Origin of the sequence: Marinomonas sp. 5E14-1 (genome assembly GCF_039939215.1) — a bacterium.
Taxonomy (GTDB): Bacteria; Pseudomonadota; Gammaproteobacteria; order Pseudomonadales; family Marinomonadaceae; genus Marinomonas.
The window spans coordinates 222,449-248,880 of record NZ_JBDXMW010000001.1; the positions used below are offsets into that span (position 1 = coordinate 222,449).

At 42.0% G+C, this 26,432-nt stretch carries 24 protein-coding genes; 14 read left to right on the forward strand and 10 right to left on the reverse strand.

The window, feature by feature from the left end; genetic code table 11:
* The first annotated feature begins 13 nt into the window (after positions 1 to 13).
* The 3 genes from ABFY09_RS01030 to pdxH are packed head-to-tail and all read left to right on the forward strand — an operon-like array spanning position 14 to position 1,648.
* Positions 14 to 355, forward strand: a complete 342-nt coding sequence (locus ABFY09_RS01030) for a histidine triad nucleotide-binding protein (RefSeq protein ID WP_317004594.1) — start codon at positions 14 to 16, stop codon at positions 353 to 355.
* Positions 356 to 371: 16 nt separating this feature from the next.
* Positions 372 to 1,004: a 2-polyprenyl-3-methyl-6-methoxy-1,4-benzoquinone monooxygenase gene (coq7, locus tag ABFY09_RS01035; protein ID WP_347982433.1), complete on the forward strand. Its 633-nt coding sequence runs from the start codon at positions 372 to 374 to the stop codon at positions 1,002 to 1,004.
* A 2-nt stretch (positions 1,005 to 1,006) separates the two neighbouring features.
* Entirely contained in the window at positions 1,007 to 1,648 is a 642-nt protein-coding gene (pdxH, locus tag ABFY09_RS01040) for a pyridoxamine 5'-phosphate oxidase (RefSeq protein ID WP_347982434.1), read from the forward strand.
* Between the two features lie 47 nt (positions 1,649 to 1,695).
* On the opposite strand, the gene ABFY09_RS01045 is transcribed toward pdxH, so the two are convergent.
* Positions 1,696 to 2,253 carry an alpha-ketoglutarate-dependent dioxygenase AlkB gene (locus tag ABFY09_RS01045; protein WP_347982435.1) on the reverse strand — a complete coding sequence of 186 codons (558 nt, stop codon included), beginning with the start codon at positions 2,251 to 2,253 and terminating at the stop codon, positions 1,696 to 1,698.
* Here ABFY09_RS01045 and ABFY09_RS01050 point away from each other — a divergent pair.
* The 4 genes from ABFY09_RS01050 to yfaE all read left to right on the forward strand — a co-directional run bounded on the left by ABFY09_RS01050 (position 2,235) and on the right by yfaE (position 7,150).
* Positions 2,235 to 3,002, forward strand: a complete 768-nt coding sequence (locus ABFY09_RS01050; protein WP_347982436.1) for a heparan-alpha-glucosaminide N-acetyltransferase — start codon at positions 2,235 to 2,237, stop codon at positions 3,000 to 3,002. The genes ABFY09_RS01045 and ABFY09_RS01050 overlap by 19 nt on opposite strands.
* Before the next feature lie 313 nt (positions 3,003 to 3,315).
* Entirely contained in the window at positions 3,316 to 5,580 is a 2,265-nt protein-coding gene (nrdA, locus tag ABFY09_RS01055) for a class 1a ribonucleoside-diphosphate reductase subunit alpha (protein WP_347982437.1), read from the forward strand.
* 153 nt (positions 5,581 to 5,733) lie between these two features.
* Positions 5,734 to 6,867, forward strand: coding sequence for a class Ia ribonucleoside-diphosphate reductase subunit beta (gene nrdB / locus ABFY09_RS01060; RefSeq protein ID WP_347982438.1), 1,134 nt, complete (start codon positions 5,734 to 5,736; stop codon positions 6,865 to 6,867).
* A complete protein-coding gene (gene yfaE, locus ABFY09_RS01065) occupies positions 6,851 to 7,150 on the forward strand; it encodes a class I ribonucleotide reductase maintenance protein YfaE (RefSeq protein WP_347982439.1) in 300 nt (99 codons plus the stop codon). The genes nrdB and yfaE overlap by 17 nt, the downstream gene beginning before the upstream one ends.
* A 22-nt stretch (positions 7,151 to 7,172) precedes the next feature.
* On the opposite strand, the gene ABFY09_RS01070 is transcribed toward yfaE, so the two are convergent.
* A complete protein-coding gene (locus ABFY09_RS01070; RefSeq protein WP_347982440.1) occupies positions 7,173 to 7,778 on the reverse strand; it encodes a CDP-alcohol phosphatidyltransferase family protein in 606 nt (201 codons plus the stop codon).
* An 87-nt stretch (positions 7,779 to 7,865) separates the two neighbouring features.
* On the opposite strand from ABFY09_RS01070, the gene ABFY09_RS01075 reads away from it, so the two are divergent.
* Positions 7,866 to 8,645 (forward strand): alpha/beta fold hydrolase, encoded by a 780-nt coding sequence (locus ABFY09_RS01075; RefSeq protein ID WP_347982441.1) that lies wholly within the window; start codon positions 7,866 to 7,868, stop codon positions 8,643 to 8,645.
* Here the strand turns inward: ABFY09_RS01075 and ABFY09_RS01080 are convergent.
* Together ABFY09_RS01080 and ABFY09_RS01085 are read right to left on the reverse strand one after the other, a co-directional pair.
* Positions 8,642 to 9,544: a hypothetical protein gene (locus ABFY09_RS01080; RefSeq protein ID WP_347982442.1), complete on the reverse strand. Its 903-nt coding sequence runs from the start codon at positions 9,542 to 9,544 to the stop codon at positions 8,642 to 8,644. The two genes, ABFY09_RS01075 and ABFY09_RS01080, sit on opposite strands and share 4 nt — an antisense overlap.
* 179 nt (positions 9,545 to 9,723) lie before the next feature.
* The gene (locus tag ABFY09_RS01085) at positions 9,724 to 10,590 is read right to left on the reverse strand and encodes a prephenate dehydratase (protein WP_347982443.1); all 867 of its coding nucleotides are present in this window, start codon (positions 10,588 to 10,590) and stop codon (positions 9,724 to 9,726) included.
* A gap of 137 nt (positions 10,591 to 10,727) precedes the next feature.
* On the opposite strand from ABFY09_RS01085, the gene yidD reads away from it, so the two are divergent.
* Positions 10,728 to 10,976 carry a membrane protein insertion efficiency factor YidD gene (gene yidD, locus ABFY09_RS01090; RefSeq protein WP_347982444.1) on the forward strand — a complete coding sequence of 83 codons (249 nt, stop codon included), beginning with the start codon at positions 10,728 to 10,730 and terminating at the stop codon, positions 10,974 to 10,976.
* Here the strand turns inward: yidD and ABFY09_RS01095 are convergent.
* The 4 genes from ABFY09_RS01095 to ABFY09_RS01110 all read right to left on the reverse strand — a co-directional run bounded on the left by ABFY09_RS01095 (position 10,973) and on the right by ABFY09_RS01110 (position 15,132).
* On the reverse strand, positions 10,973 to 11,626 hold the full coding sequence (locus ABFY09_RS01095; RefSeq protein ID WP_347982445.1) for a response regulator transcription factor: 654 nt from the start codon (positions 11,624 to 11,626) through the stop codon (positions 10,973 to 10,975). The genes yidD and ABFY09_RS01095 overlap by 4 nt on opposite strands.
* A 27-nt stretch (positions 11,627 to 11,653) precedes the next feature.
* Positions 11,654 to 13,612 carry an acetate--CoA ligase gene (acs, locus tag ABFY09_RS01100; protein WP_347982446.1) on the reverse strand — a complete coding sequence of 653 codons (1,959 nt, stop codon included), beginning with the start codon at positions 13,610 to 13,612 and terminating at the stop codon, positions 11,654 to 11,656.
* 110 nt (positions 13,613 to 13,722) lie between these two features.
* A complete protein-coding gene (locus ABFY09_RS01105; RefSeq protein ID WP_347982447.1) occupies positions 13,723 to 14,463 on the reverse strand; it encodes a class I SAM-dependent methyltransferase in 741 nt (246 codons plus the stop codon).
* Positions 14,464 to 14,511: 48 nt separating this feature from the next.
* Positions 14,512 to 15,132, reverse strand: coding sequence for an HAD-IA family hydrolase (locus tag ABFY09_RS01110; RefSeq protein WP_347982448.1), 621 nt, complete (start codon positions 15,130 to 15,132; stop codon positions 14,512 to 14,514).
* Positions 15,133 to 15,406: 274 nt separating this feature from the next.
* Here ABFY09_RS01110 and ABFY09_RS01115 point away from each other — a divergent pair, with 274 nt between their 5' ends.
* Together ABFY09_RS01115 and ABFY09_RS01120 are read left to right on the forward strand one after the other, a co-directional pair.
* Entirely contained in the window at positions 15,407 to 16,435 is a 1,029-nt protein-coding gene (locus ABFY09_RS01115; RefSeq protein WP_347982449.1) for a TAXI family TRAP transporter solute-binding subunit, read from the forward strand.
* Between the two features lie 84 nt (positions 16,436 to 16,519).
* Positions 16,520 to 18,643 carry a TRAP transporter permease gene (locus tag ABFY09_RS01120; protein ID WP_347982450.1) on the forward strand — a complete coding sequence of 708 codons (2,124 nt, stop codon included), beginning with the start codon at positions 16,520 to 16,522 and terminating at the stop codon, positions 18,641 to 18,643.
* Between the two features lie 99 nt (positions 18,644 to 18,742).
* Here the strand turns inward: ABFY09_RS01120 and ABFY09_RS01125 are convergent, their stop codons facing one another.
* Positions 18,743 to 20,101, reverse strand: a complete 1,359-nt coding sequence (locus tag ABFY09_RS01125; RefSeq protein ID WP_347982451.1) for a peptidoglycan DD-metalloendopeptidase family protein — start codon at positions 20,099 to 20,101, stop codon at positions 18,743 to 18,745.
* Positions 20,102 to 20,500: 399 nt separating this feature from the next.
* Between ABFY09_RS01125 and fdhD the strand changes: the two genes are divergently transcribed.
* Both fdhD and ABFY09_RS01135 read left to right on the forward strand, forming a co-directional pair.
* Complete coding sequence (fdhD, locus tag ABFY09_RS01130; protein ID WP_347982452.1) at positions 20,501 to 21,328, forward strand: formate dehydrogenase accessory sulfurtransferase FdhD; 828 nt, start codon at positions 20,501 to 20,503, stop codon at positions 21,326 to 21,328.
* Positions 21,321 to 23,660, forward strand: a complete 2,340-nt coding sequence (locus ABFY09_RS01135; protein ID WP_347982453.1) for an FdhF/YdeP family oxidoreductase — start codon at positions 21,321 to 21,323, stop codon at positions 23,658 to 23,660. The genes fdhD and ABFY09_RS01135 overlap by 8 nt, the downstream gene beginning before the upstream one ends.
* A gap of 58 nt (positions 23,661 to 23,718) precedes the next feature.
* Here ABFY09_RS01135 and ABFY09_RS01140 read toward each other — a convergent pair whose 3' ends face one another.
* Complete coding sequence (locus ABFY09_RS01140; RefSeq protein WP_347982454.1) at positions 23,719 to 25,035, reverse strand: methyl-accepting chemotaxis protein; 1,317 nt, start codon at positions 25,033 to 25,035, stop codon at positions 23,719 to 23,721.
* 326 nt (positions 25,036 to 25,361) lie between these two features.
* On the opposite strand from ABFY09_RS01140, the gene ABFY09_RS01145 reads away from it, so the two are divergent.
* Positions 25,362 to 26,351, forward strand: a complete 990-nt coding sequence (locus tag ABFY09_RS01145; RefSeq protein WP_347982455.1) for a 2-hydroxyacid dehydrogenase — start codon at positions 25,362 to 25,364, stop codon at positions 26,349 to 26,351.
* The last annotated feature ends 81 nt before the right edge of the window (positions 26,352 to 26,432 follow it).

Consider the following 26,432-nt stretch of genomic DNA (forward strand, 5'->3'; position numbering starts at 1 on the left):
GAAAGGAAATGGTATGGATTGTTTATTTTGTAAAATAGTGAACGGGGATATTCCAGCAACCGTATTATATGAAGACGATGACGTCATTGCATTTGAAGACATTATGCCGCAGGCGCCTACTCATTTTCTTGTTATACCTAAACGCCACATCAGCACCCTAAATGATTTAACGGATGACGATGCCGCCGTTGTAGGTAAGCTGCAAATAACCGCAGCCAAAGTAGCAAAACAAAAGGGTATCAGTGAAGAAGGCTATCGTGTTGCCATGAACTGCAATGAGATGGGCGGACAAACTGTTTACCATATACACATGCATGTACTGGGCGGCCGCCAAATGACATGGCCTCCAGGCTAATTAAGAGGAAATCAAAGTGATCTCTTTTCTAGACAAAGCCGTATTACAATTTGATCGAGCACTACAAACACTGGTTCCTCATGCTGCGAAAGCTTCTCGTGTTTCTCCTGCTAGCCAAATTGCCGAAGCAGAATTGACTTCTGATGAACGCAAACATGCTTCGGGGTTAATGCGCATAAACCATACTGGTGAAGTATGTGCTCAAGCGCTCTACGCTGGGCAAGCGACTACAGCCAAGCTAGAGGCGGTTCGTAAAGAAATGGAACACGCAGCGGATGAAGAAATCGATCATCTTGTGTGGTGCGAGCAACGCCTTTATGACTTACAGAGCAGACCAAGTTTGTTAAACCCTTTATTCTACAGTGCGTCCTTTATGATTGGCGCAGGCGCAGGACTTATCAGTGATAAATTAAGTTTGGGGTTTGTCGCTGCAACGGAAGACCAAGTGTGCGTGCATCTACAAAAGCACATGCAAGCATTGCCCGCGCAAGATGAAAAAAGCAAGGCAGTTTTAACACAAATGCACATAGATGAAGCCAAACACAAAGAAGCAGCATTAGATGCTGGCGGTTATGAATTTCCACAACCTGTTATGGCTATTATGACGCAAGTATCCAAAGTCATGACAACCTCTACTTACCGGATTTAATTATGAACAGAGATCTCCACTCTATTCGACGAGACTATCAATTCGAAGACCTCTTAGAAGATCAAGCAGGCAGTGATCCTTTAACGCTTTTTGATACTTGGCTAGAAAAAGCCATTGAAGCTTGTCCAGATGACCCAACCGCCATGACGTTAAGTACAGTAGATAAAGACGGTTGGCCACACTCTCGCATTGTTCTTTTAAAACAACGTAATGAATCAGGCTTTTCCTTCTTTACTAATTACAGCAGTGAAAAAGGTCAACAGCTTGATCAGAGCAACAAAGCCAACATGACTTTTTTCTGGCCTGCTCTGTCTCGCCAAATACGCATTGAAGGGACAATTGAAAAAGTGTCTCGTGATGTATCTGAAACCTACTTTGCAAGTCGCCCTCGCGGCAGCCAGCTTGCCGCAAGAACATCACAACAAAGTACTGTAATCCCTAACAGATCAACCCTGCAAAATGCTTTTAATGAAGAGGAACAAACCTTTGATGGTCAAGATGTGCCTTGCCCAGATAATTGGGGCGGTTATGTTTTAAAGCCAAGGTTCATTGAGTTCTGGCAAGGCCGCCCAAGTCGCTTACATGACCGCATTTGCTATACATCTAAAGACGATAACTGGATACGAACACGCAAGGCTCCTTAATCAAAGCTCTTTCCTTAAGGTTCGTATTTCCACTAGCGCCACAACAATCAAAGTAAGAGCCGGAAAGTTAAACTTATCCGCTCTTCTTTGATTCTTTTTCTAACAGGCAATGAGTGTTGCCACAATACTTGCGTTGACGTTCCCATAATTAGCCAACTGCTATGCTCTAGCTCCATACTATGTTTGGTTTTATGATCGGCTTTCAGTCGAAACAAAAAGTCCCGCGTCGCTCCAAGACTCAACATAGCAACAATAGGTGCTGGTCCTAATACCTTTTCACTATCAGAATGCCACCCCATATATTCCTCGCCGTCCCGATACCAGTTCAGCAATACAGAGTTAAAGGGTTGCTGGGACAAAGCCTCAGCTTCTGCTTTTATTGGCAATAACCATGCAGGCCAACCAGCTCCGTGATGATCTTTTCCAGAGTAACGATAACAAATACCTTTATTCGCAACAAAAGCCACCAGCCTTGGGACAGGTACATCTCGTCCAAACATAGACAAAACCTCTCTTTGCCAAGGCAGGTGCAATTTAAGCTCAGACATCAGGTTTGGTAAGCTTGAGCTAGAAAATGAGTATCGGTATGATGGCTTGGCTTCCATTTAACTCATTACCTTGGATTTCAATGCAACCTTCCCCAGCGAACGCGTTAGTAAAACGCAGTGATTTTTTAGATGCTTATCGTGGTTTAGCCGTTCTGTTAATGATGGTATTTCACTTTTGTTGGGATTTACGGCATTTTGGCTTCCTAGAATATTCAATTTATGACCCTTTCTGGGTGTATTTTAGAAGTCTAATTCTTACCCTATTTCTGACAGCGGTTGGTTGGTCAAGCTACCTAACCTTTAAAAAAGACAATTATTGGTTATTCTGGAAACGAGACATTAAGCTGTTCATTGCAGCTTCCGCTATTTCTCTAGCAACCTATCTTGCAGCCCCAGATCAATGGATCTATTTTGGCATACTGCATTTCATTTTCATTGCCTCATTATTAACTCGGCCATTGGTAAAGTGGCCTATTGCATCTGCAGCAACTGGCACCATTATTCTACTAATTTATCACACCACACATTATTTAACCTTTCCAAATGCTTTCAGCACTATAACGAATTTTCTAGACCTTCCACAAAGAACACTTGATATCGTCTTTCCTTTCCCATGGATTGGCGTTGTCCTTCTTGGCCCCTTATTCGCCTATCTAAAGCTTCATAAATGCCAGCCCCCTAAAATAATACTCACTAGAATATTGGCACTTTTAGGCCGTTATGCATTACCAATTTACCTTGGTCACCAGGTGTTTTTATTTGCCTTAGTTGCTGGATTCAAAATGGTGCTTTTGCAGTTTTCTTGATCGTTTTTTGTGCGCATTAAAGGTTCATTTATTTAGCAAAAAAATACATAAAAAAATAGATAAAAACTCTTTTATGATCTTGCCAATCGCCAACTTTATACTTTTTGTGGCAGGGCAAGTGAGTGAGCACTTAGCCTTTATTTAATTCTCATTTTTACTGGGTTTTCAAGTCTTGATTTTACATTCATTGCACACTATTGTTCATCACAGACTTGAAGAAAAACACTACATATAGTGCTTCACTTCGAAAAGACACACTAGATAGAGTAAAGCACCTCTTTTTTCAACAATGCACTAAATGGGAAGTTAAGGCATGAGCACTCTCACAGTTACTAAGCGTAACGGAAAGACCGAAAGTATCGATCTCGAAAAGATTCATAAAGTCATCATGTGGGCCGCTGAAGGTTTAGATAATGTCTCTGTTTCTCAAGTGGAATTAAAAGCACAAATCCAATTCTTCGAAGGCATTCGAACCACAGATATACATGAAACTTTAATCAAATCCGCTGCCGACTTAATCTCTGAAAACACACCAGATTATCAGTATCTTGCAGCTCGCTTAGCCATCTTCCATTTACGCAAAAAAGCATTCGGTGATTTTGAACCACCACATCTTTATGAGCATGTAGCAAACTTAGTTAAACAAAACCGCTACGACGCTCATTTACTTGAAGATTACACTGAAGAAGACTTCAACCAGTTAAACGATATCATTGATCATTCTCGTGATATGAACTTCTCTTACGCTGCAGTTAAGCAATTAGAAGGTAAATATTTAGTACAAAACCGAGTCACTGGCGAAATCTATGAAAGCCCACAGTTTATTTATATTCTTGTTGCTGCTTGTCTATTTGCAAAATATGACAAAGCACAGCGTTTGGACTTGATTCGTCGTTTTTATGACGCAGTTTCTCAATTTAAGATTTCTTTACCGACACCAATCATGTCCGGCATTCGCACACCGACTCGTCAATTCAGTAGTTGTGTATTGATTGAATGTGGTGACTCTCTAGATTCGATCAACGCCACTTCCAGTGCCATCGTTAAATATGTGAGTCAGCGTGCGGGTATCGGTGTAAACGCCGGTGCGATTCGTGCTCTTGGTAGTACCATTCGCGGTGGCGAAGCTTTCCACACAGGTTGTATTCCATTTTACAAGCATTTCCAAACAGCGGTTAAAAGCTGTTCTCAAGGTGGTGTTCGTGGTGGTGCAGCGACTGTCTTCTATCCAATCTGGCACTTGGAAGTGGAAAGCTTATTAGTGCTTAAAAACAACCGAGGTGTTGAGGAGAACCGTGTTCGTCACCTTGATTACGGTGTGCAATTTAACCGTTTAATGTATCAGCGTTTGATCAAAGGCGGCAACATTACCTTGTTTAGTCCTTCTGACGTGCCTGGTCTTTACGACGCTTTCTTTGCGGACCAAGAAGAGTTTGATCGTCTATACACCATGTATGAACAAGATGATTCTATTCGCAAGCAAACCATCAAAGCCACTGAGCTATTTACTTTGTTCGCTTCTGAGCGTGCTAGTACAGGTCGTATTTACCTTCAAAACGTCGACCACTGTAATACTCACAGCCCATTCGATCCGGCGGTGGCACCAGTTAAGCAAAGTAACCTATGTTTAGAAATTGCATTGCCGACGAAACCTCTAGATAGCATCAATGATCCTGAAGGCGAGATTGCACTTTGTACTCTTTCTGCTTTCAATCTAGGCGCATTGGAAAACCTAGACGAATTAGAAGAATTAGCTGAATTAATCGTTCGCGCACTAGACAGCCTATTGGATTATCAAAACTACCCAATTCCTGCGGCGCAACGTGCCACTGAATTGCGCCGTACCTTAGGTGTTGGTGTTATCAACTATGCTTACTACCTCGCGAAAAATGGCGTTAAATATTCAGACGGTAGCGCAAACGAGTTAACTCACAAAACGTTCGAGGCCATTCAATATTTCTTATTGAAAGCGTCTAACAAGCTATCAAAAGAGTTTGGCCCTTGCTTAGCGTTTAATGAAACAACCTATGCGAAAGGCATTTTGCCAATCGATAGCTACAAAAAAGAAATCGACAACATTTGCCCTTCTGAGCTTTATTACGACTGGGAAACTTTGCGCAGTGAGATCGTTGAACATGGTCTACGTAACTCAACCTTAACAGCCTTAATGCCATCAGAAACGTCTTCGCAAATCAGTAATGCGACAAATGGTATTGAACCACCACGCGGATTCGTTTCTGTTAAAGCCAGTAAAGACGGCATTTTGAAGCAAGTTGTCCCTGAGTTTGAAAAGCTGAAAGACAACTACGAGCTGTTGTGGACTATTCCATCAAACGACGGCTACTTACAGCTTGTTGGCATCATGCAAAAATTCGTCGACCAAGCAATTTCTGCGAACACAAACTATGATCCTCAGAAGTTTGAATCACAAAAGGTCCCAATGAAAGTGATCTTAAAAGACCTTCTCACCGCCTATAAACTCGGTGTGAAAACGCTTTACTATCACAACACAAGGGATGGTGCGGAAGACAAGCAAGAAGACATCGATGATTGTGCAGGCGGCGCTTGTAAAATTTAGTCCAAATAAAAAATATAAGCTTCGTATGACATACGGAGCTTATTTGATTTTGGCACCAACAATCACACCCTTATCCAATTTATTACACACTATTAATAACTGAAATCGATTCAATTTTATTTCGATTTTACGAATTAGAGGACATATCCAGCAATGAGTTACTCGACGTTCAACCGTAAACATTTCGATAGCATGAAAGAACCAATGTTCTTTGGTGAAAATGTCAACGTGGCTCGTTACGACCAACAAAAACACCCTATTTTTGAAAAGCTAATTGAAAAGCAATTGTCTTTCTTTTGGCGCCCAGAAGAAGTGGATCTCTCTAATGATCGTAAGGATTTTCAGAATCTAGAAGAGCATGAAAAGCACATTTTCTTAAGCAACTTAAAATATCAAACGCTACTAGACAGTGTTCAAGGTCGCTCTCCAAATGTTGCCTTATTGCCTATCGTTTCTCTTCCTGAGTTAGAAACTTGGATTGAAACTTGGTCATTCAGTGAAACCATTCACAGTCGCTCTTACACGCACATCATTCGTAATATAGTGAATGATCCAACGCTGATTTTTGATGACATCGTCACCAATGAAGAAATCACCAAGCGTGCAGACAGTGTATCGAAATACTATGACAACCTAATTGAAATGGTGAATCTATATAACACCATGGGATTTGGTACTTTTAACGTACCGGGCAAAGGCGATGTTGAAATCACCATGCCGAAATTGAAGAAAGCCCTTTATCTCACTGTGGCCTCTGTCAATGTATTGGAAGCAATTCGTTTCTATGTGAGCTTCGCTTGCAGCTTCGCTTTTGCAGAACGCACCTTAATGGAAGGCAACGCGAAAATCATCAAGCTCATTGCTCGTGATGAGGCCTTACACCTTACAGGCACGCAACACATGATGAACTTAATGGCATCAGGTAAAGATGATCCAGAAATGGCTATCATTGCCGAAGAATGCAAAGACGAAATGCGTGACATCTTTATCGAAGCCGCGGAACAAGAAAAAGAATGGGCGACTTACCTGTTCCAAAGCGGCTCTATGATTGGCCTTAACGCGCAAATTTTGGGGCAATACGTGGAATACATCACGAACGTTCGTATGCAAGCCGTCGGCCTTGATGCGCACTTTGAGACGAAGCACAACCCAATCCCTTGGATTAACGCTTGGTTGGTGAGTGACAACGTTCAAGTCGCACCACAAGAAGCTGAAATCAGCTCTTACTTGGTTGGCCAAACAGATAACAACTTGGATGATTCAGACTTCGATGACTTCGATCTCTAAGCAAGAATCAGCAACAAAGAAAGAGCAAGTAGTACATCGTGTACTGATAGGTAAAAAACAGATTCTAGTAACAGAAGAAGAGCCTTTAATGGTTCAACTGGAACGAGCCGGAATACATGTGGAATACCAATGCCGCGAAGGCTACTGCTCTTCTTGCTCAGTGAAGCTTTTATGGGGAAATGTTATTTACCCTTTTGAACCCTTAGCTTGGGTACAAAGTGGTTATTTATTGGCTTGCTGCGCCATCGTCAAAAGCGATATAGAAATCGCCTTTTTTGATTAGTTAATTTTCTTTTCGACTTAAATCAACGAAGTGTTCGATAACCTGCATAAATTCGTGTGGCTGTTGTAATCCAACAAATCGTTCCAAAGACGTAAGCCAACACAACAAAGTGCGCCGGCAACAAACAAATCAACACAAGAAAAGCGATGGTCTCTGCGCCTTCTGCTAAACCGCCAATAAAGTGTAACGACTTACCGCCATAATCCAGATTTTCAATATGGCGCTTTTCCGCCATGATGGCAAAGGCCAAAAAGCTGCTTCCCGTCCCCATAAAAGAGAAAATAACAAAGCTGGCCGCTAATGCATTCTCTGCTGGATTTGCCAATGCAAAGCCAAAAATAACCGCAGAGTAAAAAATAAAGTCCAATGTAATATCAAGATAACCACCTAAATCCGTAGGCTCTTGCACTCGCGCTACGGCGCCATCTAACCCATCCATCAAGCGATTAAGAATAATAAGAATCAAAGCAAGCCAGTAATACTCTTGACTCAAGGATGGCACAGACAAGATCCCCATCACAAAGCCAAATACGGTGATGTGATTTGCTTTAATTCCTATTGCATCGAGCTTTAACGCGATATTTCGCAAAGGTGCTTTCAATTGTTTAATAAAAAATGGATCTAACATAAATAAAACAACTCTCACTTATCAAGAATGACTCAGCCGCTATAGACTTGGTACAATGACTTAAAACTTATCGAATGTAAGGCTCTTATGATACACGCAAAGCAATATAGTTCCTCAGGACCAAACCTTATTATTATTCACGGTTTATTCGGTAACGCAGATAACTGGCATTCCATTGCACAAGGCTTATCTGAACACTTTAATCTGTTTTGCATTGATTTACCCAATCATGGTCAATCATCTTCTATGCCAGACGCGACTTACCCAAAAATGGCTCAGGCAGTTTTAGATTGGACAACGTCTCAAAACATCAAATCTTTCCATTTACTCGGCCACTCTATGGGCGGGAAAGTGGCTATGCAAATGGCTTCGCTGGCGGAGCAGTCAAGCAATATTAAAATAGAAAAGCTCATCGTCGCCGATATTGCTCCTGTAGACTACAAACCAAGCCATACCGACATTTTGAAAGGCTTAAAAGCGGTCCAATCTAGTGACGTAAGCTCCCGTAAAGCCGCTGATGATATTTTAAGTCAGTATGAACCAAGTCTGGCAATTCGACAGTTTTTATTGAAAAACTTGGTTAGAACAGAAGACAAACTGTATCAACTTGCCTTATCCGTCAACAACATTGCCGACAGCTATAGCACAATATTGAAAAAGCCTAAAATAAGCCAAGCGATTAGCACACCTACGTTATTCATCAAAGGCGAACATTCGGACTATATCATTTCGGATTATCAACAAGACATTATGGCAGCCTTTCCGAACGCTTCTTTTAAAATACTGTCCGGAACTGGACATTGGCTTCATGCAGAAAAGCCCATGCCATTTAGTAGCTTAGTGAAGCGCTTTTTACAGCAAGATTAACATTGCGTGTCGGCACAAAGTCCGTATTTGTCTTTTAAATAAGATGCGGACGGCAAAACAACGCCATGAGATCGAATTAGATATGGATTAAACGTCACTCTCAACATGTCTGGATAATCGGCTTCTATCAAAAGTTCACTGTCGTTCCACGCTCGAATCCTTTCCACCAAAGCTGTTAGTTTGGAGCGACTATCGGAATGAATAGCAAAGAGCGAACCAGCTCTAACAAAAGCAAATGAAGAGCCAATCATTATGCGTTGTTTATGGAATAAGAGCTTTAGAATATCTTGCGCGACTCCATCCTGATAAAGCCGTGTATCTACCAAAGATAGAATCACTTCAGACTCTTCCAACAAAAAATTGACCGACTTCAAGACAGATAAACGATCTGTGTCTGTTTTTAAAAAGCGTAATTCAAAACCATACTCTGCGGCTTCTTTTTCCATTTTTTGTCGATCAATAAAAAGTGCATCACTATAAAGTACAGCCAATGGTTTTCGGTCAAACCAAACAGCATTAAGCAACGCAAAATGCTTATCCAAAGGCGCACCAGAAAACACACCACTACTCGGTATTAAGCAGTCTTTTTGAATATTCAAATACTCTTCTTGCCCAATGAAAGTGGCAATCACAATACCTGCGTTAACAGTTGAGCAAATTTGGGAATAACTGTCTCTGCCTATTGTCACCAGAATATCGTCGTTTTGAAGCGCAGCTATATTCTGATCAAAAGCGGAACTTCGAACAGGTTTCGCTTGAAGAGAAGAAGGTAAAAGAGCGGATAGTTGAAACGTCAAAGAACGTACTGAACTTTCAGTAGCATCATGTATGACATACACGGAAGCAAAGACCTTAGCGGACAGCAGCATTACGATGAAAGTTACAAAAATCCTTTTCACTTAATAATCCAGATTAAAAAGTAATATTGGTGAAGGCATAACTGCCTTCGTCGTAATTATTATGTCTTGAAATAAGAGAGCTATTATCTAAACTGAACATATCTGTTTGAACTAATACACTAACAAATAAGCTCATACAAGGCTGAAATGCTGTCACCACAATTTTTGTCTCATCCTACTTACTTCAGCCTATAATCATCCGCAAGATAGGTTCCCAAGATACGAACTTCCTCTGAGAAGAAACCAAGTTCTTCTAAGGCTGCTTGCATAGCAGATGATTGAAAATGCGCTTCAACATCTATATAAAACTGAGTTGCGGTAAAGTTCCCGTTTACCATATAGCTTTCTAGCTTCAACATATTAATTCCTTGCGTCGCAAAACCGCCCATTGCCTTATAAAGCGCAGCTGGAATGTTACGAACTCGAAACATAAAGGAAGTAATGTAAGTTTGACCCTCTTCGAACACAGGCATTTTTTGTTGACGGGAAAAGACTAAGAAGCGAGTCGTATTCCCAACCGTGTCATTGAAGTGAGTTTTCAGGATATTCAAGCCATACAATTCAGCAGCCAACTCAGACGAAATCACAGCAAGCCCAAGTTCTTCATTCTCTGCGATATGCTTTGCAGCACCTGCCGTGTCATACATCGCCTGATTTTTTGCGTTTAGCGCCTTGATGTTTGCATCACATTGCGCCAAAGCTTGAGGGTGACTGCCTATGCGATTTATTTGCTCAAGCGTTACACCATGACAAGCCATTAAACAATGATTCACTGGCTCAAAGTGCTCTTTTACAACATAAAGCTGAGTCCGTTTGAGTTCTCGATAAATCTCTTCAACTCGACCTGCTGTGGAGTTCTCAACAGGGATCATGGCGTAATACGCGTCACCTCGTTCAACCATCTTTAAGGCATCAGCAAAGGTCGCGCAGTGGACACTGGCCCAGTCAGGGAAGGTGTGTTTGCAAGCAAGATGCGAATAAGCACCTGGCTCGCCTTGATAAGCAACGATTTTAGTTGCATCAAGAGTAAGATGTTGCTCTGGCATATTAAAAAGAATTCTGTGATATATTTCTTTTACAGTAACAAATAGGCGTGGCGAGATATATAAAAATGCACAAATTTTGGCATTATATTGTAAGTATCTTCCCCTAAAAGTGGCTAATTAAACAAACGAACTCTGTGATGAAAAGCATATTTATATTATTAGTAAAAGCTTACCAAGTTACCATTAGCCCGTATTTAGGAAGTAACTGCCGTTTTTACCCAAGTTGCTCTCATTACATGATTGAAGCAATTGAAAAAAAAGGCGTAATAAAAGGTGTGTACCTTGGCGTGAAGCGCTTATCAAAATGCCACCCTTGGGGTGAAAGCGGCCTAGACCCAGTTCCACCCTGCAAATGTGATAACGAAAAGCAAAACAAAGAGAGTTAGCTGTCGATCCTTCCAATCTGCAGCTTTAAATCACTGGCAATCAACACAGCTTGTGTTCGATTATTAATTTCCAATTTACGAAAAATCGCTGTGATATGAGCTTTTACCGTCGCCTCAGAAATGGATAGTTCAAAAGCAATTTGCTTGTTCAATAAGCCTTCATGAAGGTAACACAGCACTTTATATTGTTGAGGGGTGAGTTCTGCGACTTTATTTTGCACAGATAAGTCGGGCTTGGGTTGGCTTTCAACGGCTTGCTTCAAGTTCTCAGGTAGCCAAATATCACCCGCTAGAATCGCGTTAATTGCTTGTGCGTAAGTGACAGGTTCACTGGTTTTAGGAATGAACCCCAAAGCACCAGCATCAATCACTTTTGCCACCATGGCACTGTCTTCACTACCAGAAATAATGGCGACAGGCACATCAGGGAAGTCTTTTCGGATTCTAATCAATCCATATAATTCACCACTGCCTGGCATATTTAAATCCAGCAAGAGTAAATCTAAATCATCTGTCTTCTCTAAACATTGAAGTGTGGAGTCTAAATCTTGGGATTCCGCTATCTCAACGCCCTGTATTTCTGCCCGTAGTGCACTACTTAGTGCGCTACGGAACAGAGGATGATCATCCGCGATAATAAGTGATATCACTGCCTACCCTTTTAAATGTATAAAGTGTTACACATTTAAGCGGTTTTCAATCAAATCATCAACCACACTTGGATCGGCTAGCGTACTTGTATCGCCCAACTGATCATGTTCACTCGCTGCAATTTTTCTCAAAATACGGCGCATGATTTTTCCAGAGCGTGTTTTTGGCAAACCTTTACTCGCCCACTGAATCAAATCAGGCGTAGCAATTGGACCAATCTCTTGACGCACAAACTGCTTCAGAGACTTAGTCAGTTCTTCGTCAGGCGTAACATCAGCTACAGCACTGACATACACATAAATGCCCTGCCCTTTAATATCATGAGGGTAACCAACGATCGCCGCTTCAGCAACGGCTGGGTGAGCAACCAATGCACTTTCAATCTCAGCCGTACCAAGACGATGACCTGATACATTCAGCACGTCATCCATACGACCCGTTATCCAATAATGGCCGTCTGCATCTCTTGATGCACCATCACCGGTAAAGTACATACCATCAAAAGTGCTGAAGTAAGTTTGCTCAAAACGTTCGTGATCACCATAAACCGTACGAGCTTGCCCCGGCCAAGAGTCCGTAATGACCAAACCGCCGTCGACTTGCACACCTTGTTCATTAAGCTCAACGCCTTGCGCATCGACCAATGCAGGCTGCACGCCAAATAAAGGTCCAGTACAAGAGCCCGGCTTAGCGTCGCCTTGTACAACACGCGGCGTCATCATGATGCCACCGGTCTCTGTTTGCCACCAAGTATCAACAATTGGGCAAGAAGCATTACCAATTTCAGAATAATACCAAGACCAAGCTTCTGGATTAATTGGCTCGCCAACACTTCCCAAGACACGCAATGAATCACGCTTACTAGAGCGAGTCGCTTCATCGCCTTTTGACATCAAAGCTCGGATCGCAGTCGGTGCTGTGTACAAAAGAGACACATTATATTTATCGACAACACGACCAATTCGGCCAGAATCAGGGTAAGTCGGCACGCCTTCAAACAGAATACTCGTTGTTGCATTGGCTAGAGGCCCGTACACCATATAACTGTGTCCAGTGATCCACCCCACATCAGCAGCACACCAATAAATATCATCTGGTTTTAGGTCAAACACCAATTCATGGGTTAAAGAGGCGTACACCAAATAGCCGCCAGTAGTATGAACAACCCCTTTTGGCTTACCTGTAGAACCTGAAGTGTATAGAATAAACAGAGGATCTTCGGCGTCCATCGGCTCAACAGAGCATTCTGTGTTTTCGTCTTTTGCTTCAACAGCCCAATCTAAGTCTCGGCCATTAAACCAAGGCACATCTTTCTGCGTGTATCGATAAACCAAAACTTTCTCAACAGAAGGACACGCATTGTTATCCAATGCCATATCAACGTTGTGTTTCAGTGGAATAGTATTACCCGCGCGACGGCCTTCATCAGCTGTAATCACCAGTTTCACTTCACAGTCATTTAGACGATCTGCGATAGCGTGAGCAGAAAAGCCACCAAATATAACGGAATGAATCGCACCAATTCGAGCACAAGCCAACATACTGTAAACCGCTTGTGGAATCATGGGCATGTAGATAGCGACGCGATCGCCTTTTTTAACGCCTTGTCGCTTAAGAAGATTTGCTAAACGACCCACTTCATCGTGTAGGTTTTGGTAGGTAACGGCTACTTTATCATCGGTTTCGGCATCGCCTTCACAATAATAAGCAACTTTGTTTGCGTGTTTCGCTAAATGGCGGTCAATACAGTTGTAAGCGACGTTCAGTTCACCATCTTCAAACCACTTAATATTGACATTACCACGTTGAAACGAGGTATTTTTTACCTTGCTGTAAGGTGTAATCCAGTCTAAACGCTTCCCTTCTTCACCCCAAAATTCGTTTGGGTTTTCAATCGATTCTTGATAGCGTTTTTCAAATTCTGCCTGACTTACGTTGGCGTTTTTTGCCGCCTCATTTGAGGTTGCGCTATATAATGACTTCATAACCCGCTCCATTGTTAAATTTGTTATTCGGATGCGAGACCACTATAACTCGCTCTATTTGCGAATCTATTCCACTTTAGTCTTATTAGCTCTTTACTACGCATCAACACTCACCAGACTCTTCCGGCCTTAACAAAAAAGGGCAAACGCACGTCTTGCTTATGATGTGGGTCCGACCAAGCATCACGAATAATAGGTTCTGCATTTAGCAAAAACTCATCCCCATGTTCTTGAATATATGACTGAGAAGCCGACCAAGTACGGATAAAATTCAGTGTTTGAGAAACCGACCAATGGCAATTAAGCTCAAAATTCGGCACGTTCATAAGCTCAAAAGGAAACCGAATATCATTGTATTGATTCCATAACACTCGGCTCTGAGAAGGCCAGTAATTACTAAGGTGTGGTAAGATATTCTCAGAAATCACCTTGTCTTCTACTTCCCCTATTTGCAACCAGTTATATCCCCAACACACAAACAATCCACCAGGCTTAAGCACTCGGCGCAGCTCTTGCCAAAATTGATCCAAATCAAACCAATGTAGGGCATGAGCGACACAGACAAGATCAAAAGAATGATCAGGATAGGCTGAGCTTTCAGCCGAACCAATTTGATAATTTACTTTACGATGAGGCGTTGCCGCATTGACTTGAGAAGCACTAATATCAGAGGCTTCGACCCTTTCAAAATACACTGCGAGATCTAAAGATGCTTGGCCTGTTCCACAAGCACAATCCCACACGACACTGTTTGAAGGCGCTTGTTGAGATAACCAATAATAAAGCTCAGCCGGATACATAGGGCGAGTTTTTGAGTAAATATTAGAAGACTGTCCATCAAACGTGCGCATAAAAACCTCAAAATTAAAGGACGTTACTCCCTGTTAAAATGATCTCTTTTATTGGGATAACACCCCATATTCGTTGAGTACAGAACGAGCTTCCTCAACTCCTTTTACTCGATACGCCTGCATTCCCATGTCATTTGCCGTATCAATATTGACCTGATTATCGTCTATAAAGAGTATCTCTTTTGGTGCGACCCGTAATTGACCTAAGACGTGCTGATAAATGGTTTCATCAGGTTTCGTTGCTCCCACTAAATGGGACGCATAATAGCTATGAAATTTACCAGCCAAGCCCATTTCATCCATTAAACGTGGCCAATGTGCGGCATTCGTATTGGACAAAATCGCTCTATGGTATTCAGGCTTAACCGAATCCACCAGCGACAAAGCACCATCAAACAAGCCTCTTGGCCATGCTTTAAAGGCCGTTTTAAATATTTCTTTATCAACATGACTGCAGACTTCTTTCAGTAAAGCCTCAGCAAAATGATCAAACGACACTCTACCGGAATCAAATGCGGCAACCGCTGGTGATTTCAACCATTTCAACCACACTTCCGCTTCTTCACCTTGGGTATTCAGCATGGCATGCATTTCCGAAACATCGCCCAGGTCAACTAACACATTCCCTAAATCAAACAATACAACGCGAACATTACGATTCTGTTCCATACACCCTTCCTATCAAATTTCGGCCCTAACCTTAAATCATTGATCACCTTTTAGAAAACAATCCAATCAAAAATAAAAAGTGTTATTCACTCGAATTCTCACAAAAAGACACAAAACAAAACAAACATAGACTATGGTCTATCTAGGAAGAAAACATCTCAATGCATACTATAAGCTTGGACTAAATACACAGGAAAAGCATAAAAATAGAAGTACAACAAAATAAATTCAGCAACACTTACCTGCGCACCCCCAACTATAGGAGAAAAATAATATGAAATTGGGATTTGTGTCTAAAGCAATACTGTCCAGTGCAACCGCCGTTGCCCTTACTCTGTCTGCAAGCAACTCATTCGCTGCTGACAATCGAGACTACATTCTAGCGACCGCTTCAACAGGTGGAACCTATTACCCCGTGGGTGTTGCTATTGCGACTTTGAGCAAAGTAAAACTTACCCCTAAATTTGGTTTCTCTGTTTCTGCAATCAGTTCTGCAGGCTCAGGTGAAAACATCAAATTAATCCGAGAAAACCAAGCGCAATTTGCTATTTTGCAAGGTCTTTATGGTGCATGGGCTTGGAATGGCGAAGGCCCATTTGAAAGTTCCGGCAAGCAGACAGACCTACGTTCTGTTTCCATGCTTTGGCAAAACGTAGAACATCTTGTTTTACACACAGACCTCGTAAAAACAGGCACAGTTTCTGATTTAAAAGCCCTTGAAGGAACCAGTAATAAATTCTCAATAGGCAGCAAAAATTCAGGCACAGAAGGCTCTGGCCGCCAACAACTTAAAGGCTTAGACATTGACCCAGATAAATTCAACCTTGCTTACATGGGCTATGGTGCCAGTGCAGATGCGATGCAAAATGGCAATATTGAAGGCATGAACACACCAGCTGGTGTACCAGTTAGCGCCGTTACTCGCCTTTATGCTTCTATGAATGGCAAAGCAAAAGTACTGGATTACACAGACGAGCAAATGAAAGCGGCCAACGGAAGTTATGATTTATGGACGCGCTACGTTATTCCTGCTGATACTTACCCAGGCCAAACGAAAGCAATCAATACCGTTGCTCAACCGAACTTCCTAGCGACTCATAAAAACATGTCAGAAGAGGATGTTTATGAGTTAACTAAGTCCCTTTATGAAAACCTAGCGTACTTAAGCGCAATCCATAAAGCGACCTCTGTTATGTCTATTAAAAAAGCCATTGCTGGACTTCCTGTCCCATTGCATCCTGGTGCAGCACGTTACTACCGAGAACGCGGTATTAATATTCCTGCTCGTCTAATCGCAGAATAAGTCCTACCCATAAAACAACACCGTAGCGCTTACGGTGTTGTTTTTGTGCTAATCGTTTTTTGTACATAATAAGGTCGCTTGTCTATGACTGCTTCATCGCAACCCAATGAGTCTCAAGAAATCAATCTAAGTGATTTTGAAACAACACACCGTTCAGGGCCTTGGTTGAATCGTTTTGTTTTTACCCTTTCTGTTTTATTAGCAGTTGCCCATATTTATATAAATACTTTGGGAACATTGCCCGAGTTATGGGTTTCCGCTTTTCACTTTGCCGGATTTGGTGCCTTATGCGCCTTACTAATACCCGCAAATCCCAAATGGCGAAACAGCAAAATTGCCATGGTATTTGACAGCGTCATTGTATTGGCACTGGTTGCGATGGTGTTCTATATCATCCTATTTGAAGACGCTCTGTATAATCGAGGCGTCACCTTTAACACTGGAGACTGGATTGTTTCCTTCGTCAGTGTGGCTCTGGCGCTTGAGCTTATTCGTCGAACCAGTGGTTGGTTTATCCCCTTTTTGATTCTGATTGCCTTAACCTATGTGGTGGTTTGGGGACAATGGCTTGGAGGCATGTTCACCTTTCCCGGTTTAAGCCTCGAAACACTCATGTATCGCAGCTTCTTTAGCACAGATGGCATGTTTGGCTCTATCTCCCGAATCTCATGGAGCTTCGTCTTCATGTTCATTCTTTTTGGTGCATTTTTAGTCAAATCTGGCGCTGGGGATTTCATCATAGATTTGTCCCGCTCCCTAGCCAGTAAAATGATTGGCGGTCCAGGTTTTGTCGCGGTATTAGGGTCAGGTTTGATGGGTTCTGTTTCTGGTTCTTCTGTAGCCAATACAGTTTCTACTGGTGTCATCACTATCCCCTTAATGCGCAAGGCGGGCTTTCCCGCTCGATTTGCTGCTGGTATAGAAGCGGCCGCATCAACAGGTGGTCAATTAATGCCTCCTGTTATGGGTGCTGGTGCATTTATCATGGCTTCTTATACGCAAGTATCTTATGTCAACATAATCAGTGTCGCGGCGATTCCTGCCTTACTTTATTTTCTCTCTGTTGGTTTCTTTGTTCGTGTGGAAGCAAAACGAAGTAAGGTAATTGCCACCCAAAGCGATGATGAGATTGTGGTTTCAGAAGTCTTAAAAAGTGGATGGCATCATATTCTTCCCCTTGGTGTTCTTGTCACTCTACTTGTTCAAGGGTTTACTCCTACTTATGCAGCTGGCATTAGTATTCTTGCCGTCATTGCAGCTTCTTTTTTATCTAAAAAGCATCGTATGGGGCCTGTTGAAATTTTAGATGCCATGGCTCAAGGCGCTAAAAACATGTCTACAACGGCGGTTTTGCTTGTTGGAATTGGGTTGGTTGTCAATGTTATCAGTACCACTGGCGTAGGAAACACCTTCTCGCTATTGATTACTGATTGGGCCGGTGGAAGCCTTTTCTTCACCATTATCTTAATCGCTATTGCTTCCTTGATTCTTGGAATGGGGTTGCCTGTTACAGCGTCTTATATTGTTTTGGGAACGCTATCTGCACCTGCTTTGTATAACTTGATTGCAGAAAGTCAGCTTATTGAGATGATGACATCGGGCACGCTACCAGAAGCGGCAAATGCTATTTTTATGCTGGTTGATCCTGCGGCTCTTGCGACATTGGTACAAGGCATGCCGATCGAACAAGCTGAAGCATTATTGGCTCAAGTACCAAGTGACTTCAAAGGTATGTTAATGGATCAAGCGTTAGGCGCTCAAACAGTCGCTATGATCTTGGTGACAGCTCACATGATCATCTTTTGGCTCTCTCAAGATAGTAATGTCACGCCGCCTGTTTGCCTAACCGCCTTTGCTGCCGCTGCCATCGCCAAAACGCCACCTATGTTAACAGGCATGACTGCTTGGAAATTGGCCAAAGGCTTGTATATAGTTCCTCTATTGATGGCTTACACTCCATTAATTGGCGGCGATGGTGATGAGTTATTGCGACTTACTTTTTTTGCTATTTTTGGAATGTATGCCTTGGTATCGGCAATGGAAGGGTATTTAGAAGATAAGCTTTCTATTGTCACAAGAGCGCTAATGTTAGCAGCGTCATTTATGATGTTATGGCCAAATTTAGACTTATGGATTCAAGTGGTTGGCTTGGTTCTATTTCTAGTTGTTTTCGTACTGGGAAATATTACTTATAAGAAAAAGGCGTAAGCTCACTTTTGAAGAAAGTGAAACCGTATTTAGTAAAGCAAAACAAGCGCGCAGGATAAGCGCACTTGTTTCTTTCTCTGTGACAAAAAAGTATTGAGTTTAACTTTCCCTAGCCATCATCTTCACCCAACTCGCAACATGCTGTTCATCTTTCGCTTTCGCCTCAGGTGAAATAGATTGAGTCGTTGGAATCTTGGTCGTCATTGGGTTCACTGGATGACCTTTCACATGCAATTCATAATGTAAATGCGCCCCTGTCGAACGTCCTGTGTTGCCAGACAAAGCAATAACTTGCCCTCGCTTAACTTTCTGGCCTTTTTTCACCAACACCTTACTTAAATGCAAAAACCGAGCACCGTAGGGGCCATTGTAATCCAGTACTAGATATTTACCAGCGTACTTATGGGTTGCAACACGGGTCACAACGCCATCACCTGTAGCCAATACTTTCGTACCAATTGGAGTTGCTAAATCTACCCCGTTATGTGGTGCAATATGGCCTGTAATTGGGTGTAATCTATTCGGATTAAAAGGAGAGCTAATTCTGTATTTCTGGGCAGTAGGCCAGCGTCTTAAGGATGGTGTCAGGCTGTTGCCTTCCTCATCATAAAATCGACCATCCGAGTGTAGAAAAGCTCGATAAGTTTCGCCTTTTACCGTCAGCTGCAATGCTTCTAGCTGAGTTGTGCCAACCTGAATACCATCAATACTTCCCGTTTTCAGAACCAGAACAAATGCATCGTTTGCTCTTAAGTCTTTACGAAAATCCACTCGACCTTCTAACACATCATGAATAATGAGTATGTTACTGTCCGACAAACCTATTTTTTTAGCTGACTCATAGAAACTGCCTTCAATTTGGCTGTGTACCACCTGTTGCGAGTAATTCACAGGTGTAATGTGTTCCTCATACGAATAACCACCGCTCTCATGACGCACATAAGACACACCTTTACTGATATCAATACGTCGAGTTAAAGAAACTAAACCGCCAGTTTCATCCAGTGTGAAGGTGTATTTTTCTTTGGGTAATAAAGGTTCAAGCACTAGATATTCTTGATCCGCGTCTAAAATGGCGTACATAGATTTTCTCGATAAACCAAGACGAGAGAAAATACGAGCCAATGAATCACCAGACTTAATCACATAATCAATGGAGGTATAGGTAGAAGCAGGCGTTTCTTCAACAGATGATTGTAGTATAGGAGTCAGTATACTTTGTAATGTCGAGTCGATTATTTCCTGCAATGGGTCAATAAAAACCGAGTCATCGTTGTGTTCACTTACGTTTGATTGCTGGCTGTTTCCATTAGGCAAAACGTATTCGTCAAGGTTATCAGCTGGCACAACTAAGGCTTTATAAACCAGAAAAAAAATGAAGAAGAGACTGGTATTGATGGTTAACCAAACTTTAGGTGCAGAAAAGCTCCAATCGGTAAGGCGTCTTATAAATTGCATAAACTAGCTCGTTAAACAAAAAGTGGCTCAAGAGGAAATAAGCTCCATGTCGATACCATCGACCACACTTATTCCAATAAATAATAAGAAGTAGAACCACACTTTGTAGTATTGGCATTTGCCTTACTACCGTTGGGAAGTAAATAATCCCACTCTATGCTTGATTCCTATAGAGTTTTACAAAACCCGCACAAAACATTATTGACATTAATAATCGGGGTAGAATACGGCATTTCCCCTTTTAAGGAAATACCCACTCTAACGAGAAAGCCACACTTGCCCATTAGCTCCTTATTGAGGAGTTCATAAATGCTACTTATACACTCGAAAAATATTGGACGCCCTCTTTCCTGCTGAGTAGTATAAAGTTTAAGTTCCCTATCAGTAACACACTCATTTATGTCAGACTTTTCCGGTTACCAGATACGTTCATTTCATTATGGAACAGAATCAACAAGCCTAGAATCAGCCATTTTGGTGGAGGAAACCCCTCTCGCCATTAGTGTTGGTGGCATTGCCTACGCCGTCATGATGGTAACGCCTATTCATTTGGAAGAATTTGTCATTGGCTTTGCTTTAAGTAAAGGCATTATTGAAGACTTATCCGACATCCGTGATATCTGTATTGAAGCCGTTAACGTTCAATTGGATATTGATAGTATTTCGATCAATTTAGACATCAGTCCGCGCAGGTTTAATCACTTTAAACAAAAACAAAAAACACATCTTGGAGTAACTGGGTGCGGTTTATGTGGTGTCGAATCCTTAGCTCAAGCCATTCCAGAGTTGTCCAAGTTAGCACCAAGCAAAACCATCGAACCCGACACACTCGCCGCACTAAGACAGCAATTAACAGAACATCAAAAGCTTGGCCAACTCACAGGAGCAATTCATGCGGCTTTACTTCTTTCTCCTGACAACAAACCAATCTGTTGCATGGAAGATATTGGACGCCATAATTCCTTAGATAAGGTTATTGGTTTCGCTAAAAAAAACGCCATAAGCTTACATAATCATAATGTGCTAATGTCGAGTCGATGTAGTACAGAATTGGTGCAAAAAGCAGTCCGTGTTGGATTATCTCAACTCACACATTTAGCATCACCTAGCACCCTTGCCGTCAAACTTGCCAAGCACTATGGGCTTACATTGATTCATTTACCTAAACAAGATGCGCCTCGTATATTCGCGCCTTGTATGCAGTCAGAGGACACAGTCAATGAGTAAAAACTCAACCAATGAGACAAAGAATTTTTACAAACCTTATAAAGGGCCAGCAGGTGGTTGGGGCGCATTAAAAAGCACCACAGAGCATTGGTTTAAAAGTGAGAACACAGTGCGAAATATCCACACGCTTTTAAAAACTAACCAACCGCATGGCTTTGACTGTCCCGGCTGCGCTTGGGGTGAAAAGCATGACCCTGCCAAAATACGTTTTTGTGAAAATGGTGCTAAAGCCGTTAACTGGGAGGCAACATCCCGCAAGGTAGACGCTGCTTTTATGGCAAAACACAGCGTGTCTTGGTTAAACACGCAAAGCGATTACTTTCTTGAATTTCAAGGCCGCCTTACAGAACCACTCAGCTACAACCGAGAAACAGACCATTACGAACCGATTTCTTGGGAGCAAGCCTTTCAAAAAATAGGCGAGACACTTAAAGCTCAATCAAATCCAAACAAGGTCGCTTTTTACACCTCTGGCCGCGCGAGTAATGAAGCCGCGTTCCTCTATCAACTCTTTGCTCGCGCCTACGGAACAAACAACTTTCCAGATTGTTCGAACATGTGCCACGAAGCAAGCGGCTATGGACTAACAAGCAGTATCGGCATAGGCAAAGGCACAGTAGAAATAGACGATTTTGAAAAGGCCGATGCTGTATTTGTTTTTGGGCAAAACCCCGGCACCAACCACCCTCGTATGCTAGAAACACTCAAAGAAGTCGTACAGCGTGGCGGTCAACTGATAAGCTTTAATACCTTGCACGAAAGAGGGTTAGAGCGCTTCCAAAACCCACAAAGCCCAATTGAAATGCTCACAAATGGCTCAAAGCCAACCAGCACAAATTATTTCTGCCCTAAGATTGGCGGTGACATGGCAGTGGTTCGAGGCGTTGTGAAAGTATTAATTGAAATGGAAGAAGTCGCTCAAAAAGAAGGCAAAGCCATTTTTGATCATGACTTCATTAACCAACATACCCTAGGTCTAGAAGACTACCTAGAACAGGTGAAACAAACCTCTTGGTCTAATATTCTTCAACAATCTGGTTTAACCAAAGAAGACATTATTCATACCGCCAATGTCTACGCCAAAGCAGAGAGTGTCATCATCACATGGGCGATGGGTATCACTCAGCATCACCATTCTGTGGCAACCATTCATGAAATAGTAAACTTGCTTGCCTTGCGAGGAAACCTAGGCAAACCAGGAGCTGGCGCCTGCCCAGTGCGAGGACACAGTAACGTACAAGGTGACAGAACCATGGGCATTAATGAGTGCCCTTCTCCAGCCTTCCTAGAAGCATTGGAAAAACGCTTTCAATTTACGCCTCCCAAAGAGCACGGTTTAGCCGTTGTAGACACCATTCGTGCCATGCGAGATGGAAAAATCGGTGTATTTATTGCTCTCGGCGGTAACTTTGCTGCCGCAACGCCTGATACACAAGCAACAGAAAGCGCCCTCAAACAATGTGAACTGACTGTTCAAGTCAGCACCAAGCTCAATCGCTCTCATCTGATTACTGGTAAAGACGCCATTATTTTACCTTGCCTCGGTCGTACCGATATCGACCATCAAGAAAAAGGTCAACAAAAAGTAACAGTAGAAGACTCTTTTAGTATGATCCATGCCTCTGGTGGTGTACTGGAACCTCTAAGCGAGCAGCAAAAATCCGAACCAGCCATTATTGCTGGCATAGCAGAAGCCACCTTAGGGAAGTTCCCAATCAATTGGGCTGAAGCAATCGGTGATTACGGTATTATTCGAGATCATATTGCGGCGGTCGTTCCAGGCTTTCATCATTTTAATCAACGTATATTGGAAGATGGCGGTTTTTATCTTGGCAATAGTGCAAGAAAGAGAAACTGGAAAACGCCATCTGGAAAAGCAATTATTCACAATCATCCATTACCAGAATCCATTCTGCCAAAACGTGCTCAAGATTTGTCTTCCGAGAAAACGCTTGTTTTGCAGACCTTGCGATCACACGATCAATACAACACAACTATCTATGGTATGAATGACAGATATCGAGGCATAAAAGGTGAACGTAATGTCGTCTTTATTAATCCTGCGGATATACAACGCCTAGGCTTCAAAGAAGGCCAAAGTGTAACATTGCGGTCAATCTGGGATGACAAGGTAGAACGAAAAGTACAGGGATTCAAGTTGGTTCCCTACAGCATTCCTGCTGGCAATATTGCTGCGTATTATCCTGAGACCAACCCATTAGTGCCACTCGATAGTCTAGGGGAATTCAGCAATACTCCAACATCAAAAAGTATTGCTATTGAATTAGAAGATTATGAAACAAACAGTAAAATCGATTTACAAGCAACATAAAACCCAAGAAACAAACCGAGCTTAAGCTCGGTTTGTTTCTTTTAGCTTTACTTCCTTATTAAGAAAACTGATTAGAGAATTGACTAACTGCATCCACAACGCGCTGTGCACCATCTTGAATTTCGACAATCACATCACCTGCTTCATTAGATAACGCCAAACCTTGCTCTGCCTGCTGCTTACCTTCATTAATTAAGGCAACCGCTTTCTCTGCTAGCTCTTGATTCTGCATCACCACAGCGACAATCTCTTCCGTCGCTTCACTGGTGCGTGAAGCCAACTGTCTTACTTCATCCGCAACGACAGCAAAGCCTCGCCCTTGCTCACCAGCTCGAGCCGCTTCAATCGCGGCATTCAAAGCCAACAAGTTAGTTTGATCCGCAATTCCTTGAATACTCTGAATGATACTGCCAACTAATTGAGACTGTTTATCTAGCTCAGAAATACCTTCAGCTGCTTGCGCCATCTGGTCAGATAATTGATGCATAACCTTCACAGTTTCTTTTACTACTTCACTGCCTTTTTGAGCGCTGCTGTCTGTTTGTTTGGACGTAGTAAAAGCAATATCAGCCGCTTCAGAAACCGCTATTTCTTGCATGACCTGATCTGTGATAATGGTGGCAAATTTCACAACTTTATAGAAATGACCATGAACATTTGAAATAGGGTTGTATGACGCTTCTAGCCATACTATATTGCCTCGGCTATCAACTCGCTTGAATCGCTCCGCAACAAATTCACCTTTATTCAAACGCTCCCAAAACTGCTTGTAGACTTCAGAAGAAGACTCTTCAGACGTACAAAAAATTCTATGATGCTCACCTTTAATCTGCTCTAAACTGTACCCCATTCCTTGTAGGAAACGGTCATTCGCGGTCAAGATATGCCCCGTCATATCAAACTCAATAACAGCAGTAGACCTTTGCAAGGCCGCAATGATGTTCTCATCTTCTCGCGAGTTACTGATAGTTCTTGTTAAATCATTACAATGTAACGAGAGCTCTTTTACTTGACCTGTTTTACTATCAAAAATCGGCTGAAAAATCCCTCGTAGCCAAAACACACTATCAGCACTTTTCTCAACTTCTATGGCGCCAACCCAATGTTTTTTATCCTTTATAGCATTTACAAATGCCTTGTAATGTCCAGTATTTCGCGCATAAGTGGGTGCTAAATCAGTCAGTTTTTTTCCAACCAACTCTTTTTCTGAAAAGCCTAAATCATCAATAATTTTTTGATTAATATGAAAGATAGTTCCATCTTCCGCCATTCTTATGACCAACATTTCCAGCTTTAAACTTTCTCTCACCTGACTCAGTGAATGTAGCTGTTCCTTAACTGACTCGAGTTCTTTCTTCAAATTTCCATTAAACATCCCAGTCTCCAAAGCGATTCAATATAAAATATAGGCAATAACCAAACAGTAATAGGAACAGTATAGCCCAGACCAAATTTCTTTCCGGTTTTAATACAAGAATTCAGATTAAACATTCTCTCACAAGACCAAATAAAGTCTGTACAAAAGAACTCTTTTTTACAATATTTATAGCACCGTCTACATGCACAGCAACATAAATAAAAAAGTATGTCTTACCATTCTTTTATTGCTCTACATCAAACGACTTACCAAAAGCAAAGCAACGACAACGGTTTTGCGCTATAAATAAACCTTCTCTTTTCCAAAACGACAGGATTACGTTTATGAAAATCGCCGTTTTTTCTTGCAAGCCTTATGACAAGCGCACACTTTCTACTTATACACAAAATACAAATTTATCTATGAGCTATTTTGAAAGTCGCTTAAGTATGGAAACCATCGACTTAGTAAAAGGTTTTGATGCCGTGTCTTGCTTCGTCAACGACGATGTGAACGCAGATGTCATTAAGCGCCTTAAACAACAAGGCGTGAACACCATTGCATTGCGTTGTGCAGGTTTTAACAATGTTGATTTAGAAGCAGCAAAACAAGAAGGTATCAAAGTTTTTCATGTGCCAGATTACAGTCCAACGTCTGTGGCGGAACATGCTGTTGCTCTGATCATGACACTGAACAGAAAAACTCACAGAGCTTATCATCGAGTAAAAGAAGGAAACTTTGCGCTAGAAGGCTTAATGGGATTCAACCTAGAAGGCAGAACAGTCGGTTGCGTTGGAACAGGCCGAATTGGTGCGGCTTTTTGTCGTATCATGAAAGGGTTTGGTTGCAATGTTTTATGTTTCGACCTTTACCCTTCAGATGAACTGATCGGCATGGGTTGCAAATACGTGTCTCTCGACGAACTATACAACCAAAGTGACATCATCAGTTTGCATTGCCCATTGAATGAATCAACACACCACCTAATCGACAATCAAAGTCTGAGCAAGATGAAAGATGGCGTGATGATTATTAACACAAGCCGTGGTGCACTTGTTCATGCTCAAGAAGCCATTGATGCACTTTACAACAAAAAAATTGGTTATTTAGGTCTTGATGTTTATGAGCAAGAGAACGAAATGTTTTTTGAAGACATGTCTTCTCACATCATTCAGGACAGTGTTTTCCAGCTCATGCTGACTTTCCCAAATGTTGTGGTGACTGGCCACCAAGGTTATTTCACCGACGAAGCACTAAGCCATATAGCGGAAACAACCGTTGATAACCTACTGCATGATCAAAATGAAGAAAGCCATCAGCGTAAATTAGCTTAGTCTAACATTGGCATCTAAAGATTTAGGTGCCAATTCTCTTCCTCAGCGATAGCCCCAAGCTCACCTGTTAGTTGAAATGAT

Coding starts and splice junctions, on each gene's coding strand:
- fdhD (WP_347982452.1), top strand. CDS start 20,501: ATGTCAGACTTTTCCGGTTACCAGATACGTTCATTTCATTATGGAACA.
- ABFY09_RS01105 (WP_347982447.1), bottom strand. CDS start 14,463: ATGCGCACGTTTGATGGACAGTCTTCTAATATTTACTCAAAAACTCGC.
- ABFY09_RS01075 (WP_347982441.1), top strand. CDS start 7,866: ATGATACACGCAAAGCAATATAGTTCCTCAGGACCAAACCTTATTATT.
- nrdB (WP_347982438.1), top strand. CDS start 5,734: ATGAGTTACTCGACGTTCAACCGTAAACATTTCGATAGCATGAAAGAA.
- ABFY09_RS01030 (WP_317004594.1), top strand. CDS start 14: ATGGATTGTTTATTTTGTAAAATAGTGAACGGGGATATTCCAGCAACC.
- ABFY09_RS01045 (WP_347982435.1), bottom strand. CDS start 2,253: ATGGAAGCCAAGCCATCATACCGATACTCATTTTCTAGCTCAAGCTTA.
- ABFY09_RS01110 (WP_347982448.1), bottom strand. CDS start 15,132: ATGGAACAGAATCGTAATGTTCGCGTTGTATTGTTTGATTTAGGGAAT.
- ABFY09_RS01140 (WP_347982454.1), bottom strand. CDS start 25,035: ATGTTTAATGGAAATTTGAAGAAAGAACTCGAGTCAGTTAAGGAACAG.
- ABFY09_RS01085 (WP_347982443.1), bottom strand. CDS start 10,590: ATGCCAGAGCAACATCTTACTCTTGATGCAACTAAAATCGTTGCTTAT.
- yfaE (WP_347982439.1), top strand. CDS start 6,851: ATGACTTCGATCTCTAAGCAAGAATCAGCAACAAAGAAAGAGCAAGTA.
- ABFY09_RS01050 (WP_347982436.1), top strand. CDS start 2,235: ATGATGGCTTGGCTTCCATTTAACTCATTACCTTGGATTTCAATGCAA.
- ABFY09_RS01070 (WP_347982440.1), bottom strand. CDS start 7,778: ATGTTAGATCCATTTTTTATTAAACAATTGAAAGCACCTTTGCGAAAT.
- nrdA (WP_347982437.1), top strand. CDS start 3,316: ATGAGCACTCTCACAGTTACTAAGCGTAACGGAAAGACCGAAAGTATC.
- ABFY09_RS01120 (WP_347982450.1), top strand. CDS start 16,520: ATGACTGCTTCATCGCAACCCAATGAGTCTCAAGAAATCAATCTAAGT.
- ABFY09_RS01135 (WP_347982453.1), top strand. CDS start 21,321: ATGAGTAAAAACTCAACCAATGAGACAAAGAATTTTTACAAACCTTAT.
- yidD (WP_347982444.1), top strand. CDS start 10,728: ATGAAAAGCATATTTATATTATTAGTAAAAGCTTACCAAGTTACCATT.
- ABFY09_RS01115 (WP_347982449.1), top strand. CDS start 15,407: ATGAAATTGGGATTTGTGTCTAAAGCAATACTGTCCAGTGCAACCGCC.
- ABFY09_RS01125 (WP_347982451.1), bottom strand. CDS start 20,101: ATGCAATTTATAAGACGCCTTACCGATTGGAGCTTTTCTGCACCTAAA.
- ABFY09_RS01145 (WP_347982455.1), top strand. CDS start 25,362: ATGAAAATCGCCGTTTTTTCTTGCAAGCCTTATGACAAGCGCACACTT.
- pdxH (WP_347982434.1), top strand. CDS start 1,007: ATGAACAGAGATCTCCACTCTATTCGACGAGACTATCAATTCGAAGAC.
- acs (WP_347982446.1), bottom strand. CDS start 13,612: ATGAAGTCATTATATAGCGCAACCTCAAATGAGGCGGCAAAAAACGCC.